Annotated in this window: 11 protein-coding genes; 9 read left to right on the top strand and 2 right to left on the bottom strand. The window is 71.0% G+C overall.

Annotated features, from left to right (window positions below; genetic code table 11):
• Positions 1–349 precede the first annotated feature (349 nt).
• Complete coding sequence (locus ACZ7GZ_RS20015; RefSeq protein WP_471025826.1) at positions 350–709, bottom strand: transposase; 360 nt, start codon at positions 707–709, stop codon at positions 350–352.
• A 707-nt stretch (positions 710–1,416) separates the two neighbouring features.
• On the opposite strand from ACZ7GZ_RS20015, the gene ACZ7GZ_RS20010 reads away from it, so the two are divergent.
• The 6 genes from ACZ7GZ_RS20010 to ACZ7GZ_RS19985 all read left to right on the top strand — a co-directional run bounded on the left by ACZ7GZ_RS20010 (position 1,417) and on the right by ACZ7GZ_RS19985 (position 8,394).
• Positions 1,417–2,655, top strand: coding sequence for a hypothetical protein (locus tag ACZ7GZ_RS20010; protein ID WP_471025824.1), 1,239 nt, complete (start codon positions 1,417–1,419; stop codon positions 2,653–2,655).
• Positions 2,642–4,759, top strand: a complete 2,118-nt coding sequence (locus ACZ7GZ_RS20005) for a tetratricopeptide repeat protein (RefSeq protein ID WP_471025821.1) — start codon at positions 2,642–2,644, stop codon at positions 4,757–4,759. The genes ACZ7GZ_RS20010 and ACZ7GZ_RS20005 overlap by 14 nt, the downstream gene beginning before the upstream one ends.
• Positions 4,756–5,319, top strand: a complete 564-nt coding sequence (locus tag ACZ7GZ_RS20000; RefSeq protein WP_471025820.1) for a flavin reductase family protein — start codon at positions 4,756–4,758, stop codon at positions 5,317–5,319. Before ACZ7GZ_RS20005 ends, ACZ7GZ_RS20000 begins: the two co-directional genes overlap by 4 nt.
• 288 nt (positions 5,320–5,607) lie before the next feature.
• Positions 5,608–6,375, top strand: a complete 768-nt coding sequence (locus ACZ7GZ_RS19995) for an N-acyl homoserine lactonase family protein (protein WP_471025818.1) — start codon at positions 5,608–5,610, stop codon at positions 6,373–6,375.
• Positions 6,376–6,817: 442 nt separating this feature from the next.
• Complete coding sequence (locus ACZ7GZ_RS19990; RefSeq protein ID WP_471025815.1) at positions 6,818–7,834, top strand: zinc-dependent alcohol dehydrogenase family protein; 1,017 nt, start codon at positions 6,818–6,820, stop codon at positions 7,832–7,834.
• 149 nt (positions 7,835–7,983) lie between these two features.
• Positions 7,984–8,394 (top strand): (R)-mandelonitrile lyase, encoded by a 411-nt coding sequence (locus tag ACZ7GZ_RS19985; protein ID WP_471025812.1) that lies wholly within the window; start codon positions 7,984–7,986, stop codon positions 8,392–8,394.
• Between the two features lie 198 nt (positions 8,395–8,592).
• Here the strand turns inward: ACZ7GZ_RS19985 and ACZ7GZ_RS19980 are convergent, their stop codons facing one another.
• Positions 8,593–9,879: a PAS domain-containing protein gene (locus tag ACZ7GZ_RS19980; RefSeq protein WP_471025810.1), complete on the bottom strand. Its 1,287-nt coding sequence runs from the start codon at positions 9,877–9,879 to the stop codon at positions 8,593–8,595.
• A 327-nt stretch (positions 9,880–10,206) separates the two neighbouring features.
• On the opposite strand from ACZ7GZ_RS19980, the gene ACZ7GZ_RS19975 reads away from it, so the two are divergent.
• From ACZ7GZ_RS19975 to ACZ7GZ_RS19965, 3 genes are read left to right on the top strand one after another with little or no spacing between them, the layout of a single operon-like run.
• A complete protein-coding gene (locus ACZ7GZ_RS19975) occupies positions 10,207–11,580 on the top strand; it encodes an ATP-grasp domain-containing protein (protein WP_471025808.1) in 1,374 nt (457 codons plus the stop codon).
• A complete protein-coding gene (locus ACZ7GZ_RS19970) occupies positions 11,577–13,589 on the top strand; it encodes a PEP/pyruvate-binding domain-containing protein (RefSeq protein ID WP_471025806.1) in 2,013 nt (670 codons plus the stop codon). The genes ACZ7GZ_RS19975 and ACZ7GZ_RS19970 overlap by 4 nt, the downstream gene beginning before the upstream one ends.
• An 8-nt stretch (positions 13,590–13,597) precedes the next feature.
• Complete coding sequence (locus tag ACZ7GZ_RS19965) at positions 13,598–14,974, top strand: MFS transporter (protein WP_471025804.1); 1,377 nt, start codon at positions 13,598–13,600, stop codon at positions 14,972–14,974.
• Positions 14,975–15,148: the final 174 nt, after the last annotated feature.

Below are 15,148 nucleotides of genomic sequence, written 5' to 3'. Positions count from 1 at the left end.
CCCGACGACGAGCGGCCATGACTACGCCGGCGCCTCCGGCGACAGGAGCACCGGAACGGCCGACGGGACCCTGTAGGACGTGCGGTTGTCCGCTGGGCCGGGCCCGATCCCCCTGCGGTCTCGAGCGGGTCGGTGATCGTCAGCCGGGTGTCGCGTCCGGGCGGCACGTCACCGCCGGCACGAACCCACCGGCTCACACCCTCAACGCCCGCTCCGCCACCACGTTCGGTGACGGAGCGGGCGTTGCCTTGGCGTCCGAGAGGAGCGGCCGTGCGCCGATGTGTGTGCACGGTCAGGACACACCAGATACCGACGTAACCGGCATAACGGTCATCTCACGTGGTGGACATCAGCAAGGGTCCGAAGGGGTGCGTGCCGCCGCCCTCTTGCGGGCCGTGGTGACGACGTCGTTGATCCACAGCTCGTCGGCGTGCCCGGTGGCGGCCTCCTCCAGACGGCCCCAGAGAGACACGCGAGTCCAGGTGATGAAGCGGCGGTGCGCGGTGGCGGGCGAGACCCCGAACCACGGCGGTAACTGCCGCCACGTACAACCCGAGGTGAGGACGTAGACCACCGCGGTGAAGGTCTGTCTCTCGTTCAGCGGCGCCGTGCCGCCGCCCTGCCGGCGTCCCGTGAAGCTCGGCAGCAGTGGCTCGACCAGGCTCCACATCCCGTCCGGCACCAGCCGTCGGGCCAGCTCGTATTTCATCGTGCCCCCCATTCCGCGCCCGGCTTTCCCCATTCCGCGCGCCCTACCTAAAGCAATATCGCCCGGGGCCACGTGAGACAAGGATTCACGCGACCACCACGACGGCAAGCGAGTTCGACGCGCCGACTATGGCCTTCCCGGGCACGCTTGTCCACCACTGCCGACACCCATAACTGAACGTTTGATTCCCCTTGATGAGCAGGGCGGAGACCCCTTCGGCGACGGCCACAGCGACCCCGTCCAGGCCGTTGACATGCCCGTCCCGCAGGATGTAAATCTGTCGAGCATCGAATCGGGGGCGCGAATCCTGATGCGGTGAACAAGGTCGTTCCGCGAAGCCTTCCTAAAGAAAGGCAGACGTCTTCCCGGCCCATCTTCCAGGCCATTCATCCATTGCGCGAGCGAATTACTGCACGGAATTCACGCGTTAATCGTGGTCGTGGTGCTTCTTCTCGCCCACTCCCAAGAGCACCCGAGACATCGGGTACGCCGTCCGGATCCCCGGCGGCGCTGTGCACCACTTCGCAGAGAAGGAGATCCCCATGAAGAAGATCGCCGTGCGTAAGGCCGGGACCGTCCGCCTGACGTCCGCCGCCGCGTCCGCGTACTGCTGCGGCACCAACAACGCCTGATCCCAGGCAGGTGCGCGCCGGGCCATGCCGCCCGGCGCGCACCGCACACCGGTCGCCAGACAGTGAGGTGAGGCAGTGACGACACCGCCGTCCAGGAATTTCGACGAACCCGTACGGCTGCATCCGCTCACCTATCTCGAGGAGGGCGACGAAGTCACCGTCGGCCGCGCCGACATCGATTCCTACGGCCTCTTTCCGCCCGACGGTGCCGCACTGCTGCGCCGTCTGGAGGGCGGCACACCGCCGAACGCCGCGGCGCGGTGGTACACCGAGCAGTACGGCGAACAGGTGGACATGGCGGAGTTCCTCGACGTCCTCGACGAACTCGAACTCGTCGTCCAGGACGGAGAGGAAGTGGCCGCGCCATCCGGCCCGGTGCGCTGGCAACGGCTCGGCCGCGCCGTCTTCTCCCCGGTCGCCTGGGGCGTCTACGGCCTGATCGTGCTCGCCGCGCTCGTGGTCATGATCAGACAGCCCCACTTGGCGCCGCACTACCAGAACCTGTTCTTCACCCGACGGTCTCTGGTGCTGCTCACCCTCGGCATCGTCCTCGGCCAGGTGCCGTGGATCCTGCTGCACGAGGCCGCCCACGCCCTCGCGGGGCGGCGCCTGGGCCTGAACTCGACCCTGTCGATCAGCCGGCGGTTCTACTACGTGGTCTTCGTGACCGCCCTGGACGGACTGGTCGCCGTACCCCGGCGCAAGCGCTACCTGCCGATGCTCGCCGGCATGATCACCGACGTCCTGGTCATCAGCGGCCTGACCCTCGTGGCCGCGGCCCTGCAGGGCGCCGACGGTGCCACGGCCGTCGTCCGGCGGCTGCTGCTGTCGATGGCCTTCGCGGTCGTACTCCGGCTGGTGTGGCAGTTCTACTTCTTCCTGCGCACCGACCTGTACTACCTGGCCATCACCGTCCTCGGCTGCAACGACCTGCAGACCACCGCACGCCAGATGCTGCGCAACCGCCTCATGCGGCTGCTGAACAGGCCCGGGCGCATGGTGGACGAGAGCAGATGGGGCGACCGCGACCGGCAGATCGCCCGCTGGTACTCGTGGCTGATGGTGGCCGGCTACGTCTTCCTCACCGTCACACTGCTCACCGCCGCGGTCCCCACCGGAATACGCCTCACCGAGGTCGCCGTGCACAAGCTCGGCAGCGATCTCTCACCGGCCAACGCAGCGGACGTGCTGACGTTCCTCGTCATCAACTTCTGGGAGCCGGTCTTCGCCGCCTACCTGGCGCTGCGTGCATGGCGGCGCCGCACCCGCACCCCCGCCACCACCGCAAAGGAGACCGCACATGCAGCAGGCTGACTCCGCGCCACCCGCCCACCTCGGGCTGCGGGGCGGAACACGGCGCGACAGGGCCGCGGCCCTCGACGGCCTTGCGCTGCCACCCCTGCTCCTGCCTCCGGTCGACGCCCACCGCCGGCTGCGCGGCCCCTACACGGCGGCCGGCACCATCGCCCGGGCCCTGGTCCCCCGCGTACTCGACGCCGACCCCGAACTCGTACGCCGGCATGACATCGAACTGCTCTCGGTGGCACCCGAGTTGGCGGTCATCGTGCCCAACTCGCGCGAGACGCTGACCTCCATGGCACTGCCCGCCGAACGCACCCGCTTCTACGCACGGCTGCGCACCCGGCGGATCGCCAACGGGCTGGTGGAATTCGTCCGCGACGCGCTGCCCGCACTCGGCCACGACGGGCCGCGGCGCCTGGTGGTGGAGAACGCCGAGCACGCCGAGACCACGGACGAGGAGTTCCTCGCCGCCCTGGTGCGCCGCGTCGGTCCCGGCACGCTGACCGTCGTCCTGTGCGGCGCGCACGCCCCGGACCCCGACGGCGTCCTGGCCCCCGCACTCGACCGCCACACCACTGCCGTGCCCGTGACACCGACCGAAGCCGCCCCGGCAAACGGTATGGACGAGCCCGCATGGCACTGGGTAGCCTCCGACGGGCTGCTCGACGGCCCCGACGGCACGGCCGCCCGCACCGCCTACGAGGCCCTGCCCGCCGCCCAGCGTGCCGCCCTCCACGACCGCCGGGCCGCGCAACTGCGCCAGGCCGAGGAGCTCTCGCTCACCCTCGGCGCGCTGCCGTACCACCTCGAACGCGGCAGCGACCCGGTGAGCGAAGCCGTGCCCGTCCTGTGGGCCGCGTCGGACCACTGCCTCGTCAACGGTTTCTACACCGCCGTCGTCGACTACGGCCGGCGTGGCCAGCACCTGGTCGACGGCCGGGAGAACACCGCGCAGTGGTGGAAGTTCGGCGTGCAGCTCGGCCTCGCCCTGTCCATGCTCGGCCGGACGAAGGAGGCCGAGGCCGTCTACGACGAGGCGCGTCTGCTGTCGACCGACCCGGCGGTGCACATGGCGTGCGCCTACTCCACCGCCATGCTGTACACACGCCACAACGATCCCGCCGACCGGGACGAGAAGAAGGCCAAGTCCCTCCTCAACGGCGCGATCGCCACAGCCTCGTTGCTGCACGACAGAGTGGAGCAAGCCTTTCAGAGCGCCTTCTACAAGAACGGGCGGGCCCTGGTGGAGGTCAATCTCGGAGACCCCGAGGAGGCGCTGCGCCTGGTCACCGAGTGCATCGACGACCTGGACCGGCGGCTGACCCCGGACGAACACCGTCTGCACCGCTCGGTGCTCAAGAACAACCGGGCCCGGGTGTACGCGGGCCTGGGGCGGCTGGACGAGGCACTCGCCGACTACGCCGTCGTCATCGACCAGGACCCCAACCACGCCGAGCACTACCTGGAACGCGGCAACCTGCTGCGCAGGCTCGGCCGCGGCGACGAGGCCCTCGCCGACTACTCGCGCGCACTGAGCCTGTCGCCGCCCTTCCCTGAGATCTACTACAACCGCGGCGACCTGCGGTTGAGCGAGGGCGACGCGGCCGGGGCGCTGGCCGACTTCAGCTACGTGATCGAGCAGGATCCCGAGTTCGTGGACGCGTACGTCAACCGCGCGGGTATCCACCTCGAGGCCGGCGACCTGGCCGCCGCGCTCGAGGATGCCCGGGCCGGGCTGCGGCTCGACCCCGCCAACGCCTATCTGCACACCGCCGTCGGACAGGCTCATGCGGAGAGCGGCGAACCGGCCGAGGCGGAAGCCGCGTACGACCGGGCGGTGGAGGCCGACGCGACCCTGGTCGGCGCTCTGTCCGGACGCGCGGGGGTGCGCTACGAGGCCGGGCGCCTGCAGGACGCCTTGGACGACCTGTGCCGGGCGGTGGAACTCGACCCCAAGGACGCCGCGTTGCGCTACAACCGCGCCTTCCTCTACCAGGAGAGCGGCAGGCGGCAGGAGGCTCTGGAGGACTTGGAGCTGGCCGTCGTACTCGACCCGGAGGACGCGGAGATCGCCGAGGCGCTGGCCGCGTTGCGCGGACGGCTGGACGCCGCGTGAAGGTGTCCGCCGACGCCGCGGTGACGGCCGAGGACCCGGCGGGGCCGGCTGAGCCGCGGTGTGCCGCGCCGGCCGGCCCGGGCTCGCGTGCGCTGCGCGATGTCCTCGGCCGATACGCGACCGGAGTCACCGTGGTCACCTGTGCGGGCCCGAGGCGTGCCCCGGTCGGTGTGACGGTCAACTCCTTCACCTCCGTGTCGCTCGACCCGCCCCTGATCCTGTGGTGTCTCGGGTTGTCCTCGCGCAGCCGGCCCGCGTTCACGGATGCGGAGTACTTCGCCGTCAACGTGCTCGCGGCCGATCAGCGTGAACTGGCATCCCGTTTCGCCGGCCCCGGGGAGCGGTTCCACGGACTCGCCACGGAGCCCGGACCGCACGGCGAGCCACTGATACCGGGGGCGGCGGCGACACTGTGCTGCCGCCGCGTCCGCCTCGTACCGGCCGGTGACCACATGGTGGTACTGGGCGCCGTGCGGCACCACGCACATACGACGCACCGGGTCCTCCTCTTCGCGGACGGCGCCTATCACGAGGGCCCGCCGGGGAATGTCGCACGATGACGCTGAGCAGCCGGGCCGCGCGGTGCACGCAGAACATCGCCTTCACGACGACGCCTCCCCGCTCCCCCGCTCGCATTGCAGGGCAGTCTGCTGCCGTACCGGGCCTGCGCCAGCCTTCCGGGGAGGTGCCCCCCGCTCCATGCCGGCCGATCCGGGCGCGAGTTGTTCGAGGCTGCGGACGAGAAGCGGCTGACCAAGACCTTCACGGACCCGAGGCTCTGCGCGGCCATTGGTTCTGCTCTCGGCAGACCGGCCGACCGGAACACCAGAATCCGCCAGGCTGGCCGCATGGGGAAGAACATGGCGGTGCGTCGGCTCGATTTTGGGTACTTCATCCGGCCCGCGTCGGAGACCGGCGGCCCGCAGCCGCGGGTCGAACCTGTGCTTGCCTACCTGGTGCAACACGATCAGGGCCTGATCCTCTTCGACACCGGCATCGGCAAGGCGGACCCGGAGACCGAAGCCCATTACCGTCCCCGACGCCGGGACCTGCCGGAGGCTCTGTCCGCGGCCGGAGTCGCCCTTGACGACATTTCCCTCGTCGCGAACTGCCACCTCCGCTTCGACCACTGCGACGGGAACCCTCTCCTGGGCGGAAAGCCCATCCTGGTCCAGGACGTCGAGCTGACCACTGCCCGCAACGGCGGCTACACCTTCGACGAACTGATTGATTTCCCCGCCGCGTCCTATGAGGAACTCGCCGGCGAGGCCGAGGTCTGGCCGGGAGTCTGGATCATTCCGACACCAGGGCATACCCAAGGGCATCAGTCGCTGGTCCTTCGGCAAGGAGACGGCACGGTGGTCCTCGCCGGCCAGGCGCACGACTTCGCCTCCCATTTCGCATCCGACCAGTTGGCCCGCCAAGCGGAACTTCACGGCGTGGAGCAGCCCCTTCCCACCTATCCGCACTGGCTGGAGCGACTCGCCGACTTCGACCCGCGACGCGTTCTCTTCGCTCACGACTGCTCGGTCTGGGAACCGCCGCAGAGCACCTTTTCGACATTTGGCGGCCCTGTGGGTTCTGGCTCGACTTGTGCGGGCGATCACTGTGCGTGATCGATAGTCCGGTCCGCGGTCGACGAGCAGTGCACCCGGCCGGTGCGAGTCGGTCTCTTCGGAGGGCGAGCCGGGTTCGGTGGTGTAGATGGTGAGGGTGAGGCCGGGTTCGGCGGCCATCCCGTCACGGTTGTCCACCCCTCGACCGTACGGCGTGTACGCCGCGGCAGGGATGTACTGGCAGCACACCTTTCACCGGTGACTCGCTGCCCGCGCGGAAACCCGGTTACCTGGAGGCATGGCATTTCGGAGCTGCGGCGCAACGGCGCGCAGGCCGGAGATGCTCGTCCGGGACGCGCGCCAGGAAGGCGGCGTCGCCCTCGTGCGCCCGGTACGCGGCCATACGTCCCGGTACGTACGCAACCCCACACACGGGTACACGTGGCCCAGGCCCCACGGGCCGCACCAGCGGCCCGCCCCTCAGCACGTAAGGACTTCCCCCATGCGCGGAGCAGTGATCCACGCCCCCGGCGACGTGCGCTTCGAGACGCTCGGCGACCCGAGGATCCTCGAGCCGACCGACGCGATCATCCGTACGGCCGTCACCTGTGTGTGCGGCTCCGACCTCTGGCCCTACCGCGGCCTGGATTCGACCGGCGAGGCCCATCCGATGGGCCATGAGTACGTCGGCTTCGTGGAGGAGGTCGGCAGCGAGGTCACCGCGGTCAAGCCGGGCCAGTTCGTCGTCGGCTCGTTCGCCACCTCGGACAACACCTGCGCCAACTGCCGCAACGGCTGGCAGTCCAACTGCCTCAACCGTGAGTTCATGAGCACCTGCCAGGCCGAGTACGTGCGCATTCCCAACGCCCAGGGCACCCTGGTCGCCACCGACGAGGTGCCGGGCGAGGAGTTCTGGCCCGGCCTGCTGGCCGTCTCCGACGTGATGGGCACCGGCTGGTACGCGGCGCTGGCCGCCGAGGTCGCACCGGGCTCCACCGCCGTGGTGGTCGGCGACGGAGCGGTCGGCCTGTGCGGGGTGATCGCGGCGAAGGAACTCGGCGCGGAGCGGATCATCGCGATGAGCCGCCACGCGAGCCGTCAGAAGCTCGCCCGGGAGTTCGGCGCGACCGAGATCGTCACCGAGCGTGGCGAGGAGGGCGTCGCCCGGATCAAGGACCTCACCGGCGGGATCGGCGCCGACGCGGTACTCGAGTGCGTCGGTACCGCCCAGGCCATGCAGCAGGCCCTGCACGCGGCGCGGCCGGGCGGCAACGTCGGCTTCGTCGGTGTCCCCCACGAGGTGCAGATCGACGGCCAGGAGCTCTTCTTCTCCCACGTCGGTCTGCGGGGCGGCCCCGCTCCGGTGCGCCGCTACCTGCCCGACCTGATCGACCGGGTCCAGTCGGGCCGCATCAACCCGGGCAGGGTCTTCGACCTCACCCTGCCGCTGGAGCAGGTCGCCGAGGGCTACCAGGCCATGGACGAGCGCCGCGCCATCAAGGCACTCCTCACGCCCTGATCCATGCCGCGCCCCCGGGCCGGGCGCTCGTGTGTGCGGGGAGTGGCGTGTCCGGCGCCGTCCCGGACATGCCCTCGCTCTCGCGTTCCCGCAGGCGAGCGGCCCGACCGTGCCTGCCGACCCGCACCACTCACAGAGAAGGTACGACCTTGCAGATCACCCGAAGCTCGATCGACACCCTCAAGGGCCCCGCCGACTGGTTCACCGGCGATGTCTACATCGACGCCGTGGCCGCCGCACCCGCGCCGTCCCGGGTCAGCGCCAACCTCGTGCACTTCATGCCCGGCGCACGCACCCACTGGCACCGCCACCCGCTGAGCCAGACCGTCTTCGTCACCGAGGGGGTCGGTCTGTGCCAGCGCCGGGGCGGGCCGATCGAGGTCATCCGTCCCGGCGACCGCGTCCTGTTCGAGGCCGGCGAGGAGCACTGGCATGGCGCCGCGCCGAACCGGCTGATGGTCCACCTGGCCATCAACGAGAGCGACGCCGACCACGACGTGGTGCACTGGCTGACGCCCGTCACCGACGAGGAGTACGCCGCCGCCCCGGCCGTCGACTGACACCTGTCTTCCTCATCGAGATCCAGTACGCCGGCATCTGCCACTGCGACATCCACACCGTCAACGGCGACTGGGGCCCCAGCCGATCCGGCGAAGGACTGTGCGGATCGACTGCCGTGTCGCCTCCGGCCTCGACCTCGAGGAGAAGGCGCCGGCATCGACGGATCGGCTCCCTCCGTTGCTTCCCGAGCGGAGCGTTCAGACCGGGCTTGCGGGGTTCGCCGCCGTCGAGGACCGGGGCGGCCAGGTCTGTGACGAGAGGATGCCGAGCACGTAGGCTCGGGCGACCAGCGCCGGGCGGGTGGCGGCGTCGAGCAGGGCGCGCAGGCGGCTCAGGTGGTAGTCCAGCGTCTGCCGGGACAGGCGCAGCGCCCCTGCTATGTCCGCGTTGCTGTGCCCGGCCGCCAGCAGGGCGAGTATGCGGACCTGGGCGGCCGTCAGGTCCGGTCGGGCCTGATGGCGCAAGCCGAGGTGAGTGCCGACGGCCCATACGCCGGACACACCGGGGGTCGTACCGCACACGGTGCTCAGATGGATTCGGGCCCGGCGCCGCCAGCCGTCCCGGTCGACGAGTACGGCACAGGTGCGGGCGCTTCGGCGCCGGCCGCTGATCAGGTCGTCCCAGATCCGGCGCAGGGCGCCGCGTTCGGGGGTCCTGGCGAGCAAGGTGTCGGCCGGCAGGCCTATCAGGTCGGAGAGCCGGATGCGCAGGACGTCGGCGACCGCGGTGCCGGCCTCGCTGACGCGGCCGTCCGGGGTCAGGCGGACGCAGAGCAGTCCGCTGTGGTCGCGCAGGGCCTGTAAGTCGGCCTCGGCCTGGTGCCGTTGGTCCAGCACCTGGGCGTAGTCGGTGACGTCGACGTAGATGCCCGCGACACAGCGGGCCGCGCCCCAGCGGACGGGGAAGCGGTAGCCCGCCGCGCGGCCGGAGCAGCCGTCGACGCGCCGGTAGGTGAGGGTGTGCCGCACCGGCCGGCCCCGCGTCAGGACCTCCTGGTCGAGGGCGAGGAACCGGGTGATGTCACCGGCTTCGTCGACGTCGGCGAGGTGACGGCCGATCACGGCGTCGCGTGTGGTGCCGTACAGGTGGGCATAGGCGTGGTTGGCCCACAGGTAACGGCCTGTGGCGTCGCGCACGAATGCCGCGGCCGGGGCGAGGTCGGCGAACGTGGCGTACGGGTCGTCGTCCGGCCGGTCGACCACCTCGATCGCCACTCCCCTGCTGCCGTGCCGTCCCGGCCCGCCGCCGAGTTCCGGCCAGTGGACGTGGAAGGTTCTGCCCTCGAAACACGCGTGGTACGGGCCGCAGCCGGACGCGCTGGACGGGCCGCCGCCGTCCGCGTGGAGGGCCTCGAGGAAACGGCGGGTGGCGCGCCGGTCGTCGAACGCGGCGCCTCCGCTGTCGACCACGCTCAGGCCGCTGTCGGCTTCCCACCAGGACACCGCGAGGGGCGCGAGTAACGCCTTGAAATCAGCTTCGTCCACGTCCAACTCCTTCAACCCTGCACCACATCACTTTGGGTGATACCTCATGCGTATCCCGTAGGGGATGGGGCATGCGAGCGGGGCAGACGCTCCGTGCCGTGGCGTCGGCGGCGTTAGCACACGACCACACCTTCACCTGGCGCGGATCGGCGGCAGCAGTAAGGCATTTGCCTGAGTGCTTCGGGAATCCCGGCACCTCTGACGCGGGCGGGTGCTGGTTCGCTTGAAGGGGACGGCGTGACAGTGGCCGGCGTACCGACGCAGCCGCGGACCACACACCGGCGCGGCCCGGTGGCCGCCCGACGACATCAAAGGAGTTGGAGTTCCGTGAGCAAGGTGCTGTACGTGCATGCCAAGGGCGGCCCTCCGGTGGGCCATGCCCTGACGCGGGTGGCCGCGAGGTCCGCGGTGCACCTACTGGCCCTCAGCGAACTGCCCGCCCCCGTGGCCGATGACGCGGCGCGGCGGTGCGCGTCGGTCGTCACACCGCTCGACGCCCGCGGTGGCGACCTGGTCGAGCTCATCACCGCCCGAGCCCGCGAGGTGGGGGCGGACGCCGTTCTCACCTTCTCGGAGTACGCGGTGGTCGCGGTCGCCGAGGCGTCCCGGCGGCTCGGGCTGAAGGGTGCCGGGCCCGCCGCCGCCCTCGCACGGGACAAGCGCCTGATGCGCGCCGCGTGGAAGCGCCGCGGCATACCGCAGCCGCGGTTCCGCGCCGTCACCAGCGCGGCCGAGCTGCGGCGCGCAACCGCCACGTTGTCATGTCCACTCTTATTAAAGGCGGCATGGAGCGCCGGTTCCACCGCACACCAGATCATCGAGCGGCCCGCCGACGCGCTGGACGCCTGGCAGCGGTCGCGCGCGGTGATGGCCGAGTCCGCGCTGCTCGGATTCGCGGAACTGCACGTTCCCGGCGCCTCGGAGGACTTCATCGTCGAGGAGATCGTCAGCGGATGTGCCGAGGAGTGGTTCGACGGCCCCGGCTGGGGTGACTACGTCAGCGTCGAGGGCGTGGTCGTCGACGGAGAGTTCCGTCCCGTCTGCCTGAGCGGGCGGATGCCGACGGTGGCGCCCTTCACCGAGCGTGCCGGTATCACCCCGGCCGCCGTGGGAAGCGAGGCCCAGCACACCATCGTGGACCTCGCCCGGCGCGCCGTGGACGCCCTGGGGCTGGAGAACTGCGGCACCCACACAGAGATCAAGCTCGGCAGGGATGGCCGTATGTGGGTCATCGAGACGGCCGCGCGGTTCGGCGGGGCGATGACGGTGCCGCAGATCGAGGAGGTCTTCGGCCTGGACCTGGTCGGTATGTTCACCGACCAGCTGCTCGGCGGCTCACCCGCCTGGCCCGCGAGGGCGTTGACGCCCGACGATGCCACGGGCGCGGCCGGTTCGCTGGTGGTCCTCGCCGTGCAGGGTGACGGCACCCCCTGGCCCCGCCGCCATCGATGGAACTCCTCGGCGGTCGTCCGTTCGGCGCCGGTCAGCGCCGGCAGCACGCTGTCCGTCGTCCACGAGAGCTCTCTGCCGGACGGGGCCCCCGTGCCGGTGTACGAGCCTGCCGCCGGGGCCAACACCATGGCGGGCCTGTGCCTGTTGTCGGCGGACCGGCCGCAGTCCGTCGTCCGTGACTTCACCGCCCTGGTCGACGCGCTGCCGCGCATCCTGCCCGCGGACGTCACCGAGGGGGCCCGGCCATGACCCACGCACCGCACAGGGCCAACGTCCCCGACACCGCGGGCGATCGTACCGTCGTCGGCGCCAACCTCTCGCTGCCGTTGTTCCGCGCGCTGTCCGGCGTGCTCGCCGGACACCCGTACCTGAAGATCGTGGTGGACAGGTCCGAGGACACCTGGCACCTGCTCGACACCCGGGTGCACCCCTTCCATGTCGACTACATCGCCACGCGCATCCTCGGCATGGGGATGGACGAACTCGACACGGGCCTGGACGAGTTCAACGCATCCGTGTACATGGCGCCCGACCGCCGCTTCCTGCTCGGGGTGTTGTCCCTGCACAGCGACGAGGACCCCGAGGGCTCCGAGCGGCCCTTCCTGGTCCTGGAGACGACCGAGGCGGACACCATGCACGCCGCGCTGCTGGAGGAGTTCTACCAGTATGTGCGTACGAGGGTGGACGGGCGCCTCCCCCTGCTGCTGAAACCGGCGAACCACGGACAGGAGCACGAACTGACCTCGGTCAGTGAGGCCCGCGTACCGCGCATCCTCAGCCAGGAGCTGTTCGGCAACCGGACCCGGACCTGCCTCAACCCGGGCGTGGCCGAAGGCCGGCTGCGCTACTTCCGTCATCTGGCGGAGTACCGCAGCGCCGCCCCACAGCTCGGCTGGGCGGACATCGTCGCGATGGCCTGCCTGCCCGATGACGTGCCCCGGGTGGCGGGGTTCGTCAACACGGAGCCCACGACGCCGCTTTCGCACACCAACGTCCTGGCGGCGGGCTGGGGCATCCCGAACGCCATCGTCCGCGACCTGGACGCTCTGGTGCGGCGAGACGGACTGGACGGCGCCTGGGTCCGCTACCGGGTGTCCGAGGACGCCGTCACCCTGGAGCGGCTGTCCGACGCCCCGGTCCTTCAGAGGCCGGTCTGGCACCAGCAGCGCATCCGCATCGACGCACCCCTGCTGGACGAGGCACCGGTCATGGCTCTGCACCGGCTGCGGCGCACCGACCGCGACAGCTACGGCACCAAGGCCGCCAACCTCGGCGAACTGCACCATGTCCTGGACAGCCGCACGGCGGACCTGACCGCGTTCTACGCACGCCCGCGCCCGCCGCGGCCCGACCTGCTCACCCATCTGGCCCTGCGGCTCGGCGAGCCGGAAGCGCCTGTGGAACGGCTGCAGGCCGCGGCGGCCGAACGCGTGGCGGCCACCATCCGGGCACCCGAGGGGGTGGCGCTCCCGTTCCGCCTGCACCATCTCTTCCTGACCTCGTCGTCCGCCCTGCAACAGGGCATCGGCAAGCTGAAGATGGCACTCGAACTCGAAGCGCTCGACGTGATCGACTCCCTCTGTCTGGACCTGCAGCGCCTGATGCACAGCACGCCGATCCCCGACGAGGTGGCGCGGGCCGTCACCGGCGCGGTGCCGGGTCTGCTGGCCGACGGACGTCGTCTCGTGGTGCGCTCGTCCTCCAACGCCGAGGACCTGCCGGGTTTCTCGGCGGCCGGGATCTACGACTCGGTGACCACCGTGCGCGGCGAGGAGCAGTTGCTGGACGCGGTACGGCAGGTGTGGACGTCGTTGCTGTCGCCACGGAGCGTACGTCTGCGGCACGAGGCCGGCATCGTGCTGGACGACACCTACATGGGAGTGATCATCCAGCAGTATGTGCCCGCCGGCCTCGGGGGTGTGCTGGTGACCTGCAACCCGACCCGGCGTGAGGACTTCCGCAACGTGTACGTCAACTGCACGGCCGGTTCGCCGGAGCGGGTGGTCGACGGCAAGGTCCTGCCCCACCAGTACCTGTACAACACGGTCGAGGGCGGCGGTCGCACCGTGGACGTCGGCTCGTCGGGTGAGGACCTCCCGTCGGACACGCGCACGTCACTGGGCGAACTGGCCTTGGTGGGGCGTCTGCTCCAGTCCCACTTCAGCGAAGGCGACCCCGACGGCGCGCTGGACATCGAGTGGCTCATGACCCGTGAGGGGGCGTTCCATCTGGTCCAGGTCCGCCCGTACGCCCGGTGAGGCGATCCATGACCTCTGTGCGGCGCCGCTCCGCGGATCCGGCCATGACCCCGGCCGCCCGCCGCATCATCCGCCTCAACAACGGATTCCAGCTGTTGTTCAACCTGTTGTGGTGGATGCCCGTGTTCTACGCCTACCAGCGTGCCGCGGGCCTGTCGGACGGCCAGATCTTCGGCATCCAGAGCATCTACTACGTCGCCTTCTGCCTGTTCGAGATACCCACGGGAGTCGTCGCCGACCGCGTCGGTGCCCGCAACTGCCTGCGCGCGGGCGCGGTGGTCATGACGGCGGCGAACGTGGTGCCGGTGCTGGCGCCCTCGTACCCGGGCTTCCTCGTGCACTTCCTCGCGATCGCCGCCGGGCGCTCCCTGACCTCGGGCGCGGCGAGCGCCTGCCTGTACGACGGCCTGCGCGCCGAGGGAGCGGACGCCCACTACCTCAGGGCGGAGGGCACGGCGCGTGCCCTCGGGCTCGCCGCAAAGGTCGTGTGCTGGCCGTTCGTCGGACCGCTGATGTCTCTGGCCCACCAGTCGCCGTACGTGCTCAGCGCGGCGAGCGCGGCGGGCTCTCTCGGCTGCGCCCTCGCCCTGCCCCGGATCGCCGCCGGTGACACGGGCGCGGGGGCAAGCACCCGCGGCCGGCGGAGGGGGACTCTGCTGCGGGACACGGGCGCCGCCCTGCGCACCGTGCGGTCGTCACCGTGGCTGGCCCTGCTCATGGTGCAGGGCGTGGCGGTCTTCACGCTGTCGCGGATCTGCCAGGTCAATCTGTTCCAGCCGGTGCTGCTGGAGCACGGCATCGCCGAGAGCAGCCACGGCAGTGTCCTCGCGGCGATGACGGTCGCCGAGGCAGTGGCCTCCGCCCGGCCCCAGTGGCTGAGCCGGCGGCTGTCGGCCGCGGCCTGGGTGTCCCTGCTGAGCGTCGCGCTCGCCGCCGTACTCGCCGGCACCACTGTCGGCGGTCCCTGGGCCGTGGTCGGGCTGCTGTGCGCGTTCGCTGCGATCACCGGGTTCGGCTATCCGGTGCAGCGCAAGCTCATCAACGACGCCATCCCGAAGGAGGCCCCGCGTGCCACGCTGCTGTCGGTGGAGAGCATCGTGGACCGCGGCGTGTGTGCGGTGGCCGCGGTGGCCGCGGGCGCGTATCTGGCGGCGGGCCGGCTCGACGCGCTTCTGTGGCAGTCCGCCGCGGTCACCTGTGTGCTGATGCCGGTGCTTCATCTGGCTCTGCGCCGGGCGCGTCCGGCGTCGGCCGTGCGTGGGACGCGTGGAGCACACGGTGCCGACGCGGCCGGGGCCGAGGCGGCCTCCGCCACGGCAGTCGCACAGCCGGTGGAGGAGCCCGTTGCGCTGCCGGTCGACGAGGGCGTGGCCCCGCACCCCTGATCCGGCCCGAGGCGACCGACCGCACCTGGGAGCACATCCCAGCGGGCCACTGGGTGCGGGTACCGGCGGTGACGTCGAGGGCCGGGGGGGGGGGGGGGGGGGGGGGGGGGGGGGGGGGGGGGTGGGGTGGGGGGGGGGGGGGGGGGGGGGTGGGGGGGGGGGGGCGCCTTCCCG

The organism is Streptomyces sp. NPDC037288 (assembly GCF_055603265.1).
Note: the sequence above shows the minus strand (reverse complement) of the source record. Positions and strands in the feature narration are given on the sequence as shown.

Coding starts and splice junctions, on each gene's coding strand:
- ACZ7GZ_RS20015 (WP_471025826.1), bottom strand. CDS start 709: ATGAAATACGAGCTGGCCCGACGGCTGGTGCCGGACGGGATGTGGAGC.
- ACZ7GZ_RS19990 (WP_471025815.1), top strand. CDS start 6,818: ATGCGCGGAGCAGTGATCCACGCCCCCGGCGACGTGCGCTTCGAGACG.
- ACZ7GZ_RS19995 (WP_471025818.1), top strand. CDS start 5,608: ATGGGGAAGAACATGGCGGTGCGTCGGCTCGATTTTGGGTACTTCATC.
- ACZ7GZ_RS19965 (WP_471025804.1), top strand. CDS start 13,598: ATGACCTCTGTGCGGCGCCGCTCCGCGGATCCGGCCATGACCCCGGCC.
- ACZ7GZ_RS19970 (WP_471025806.1), top strand. CDS start 11,577: ATGACCCACGCACCGCACAGGGCCAACGTCCCCGACACCGCGGGCGAT.
- ACZ7GZ_RS20005 (WP_471025821.1), top strand. CDS start 2,642: ATGCAGCAGGCTGACTCCGCGCCACCCGCCCACCTCGGGCTGCGGGGC.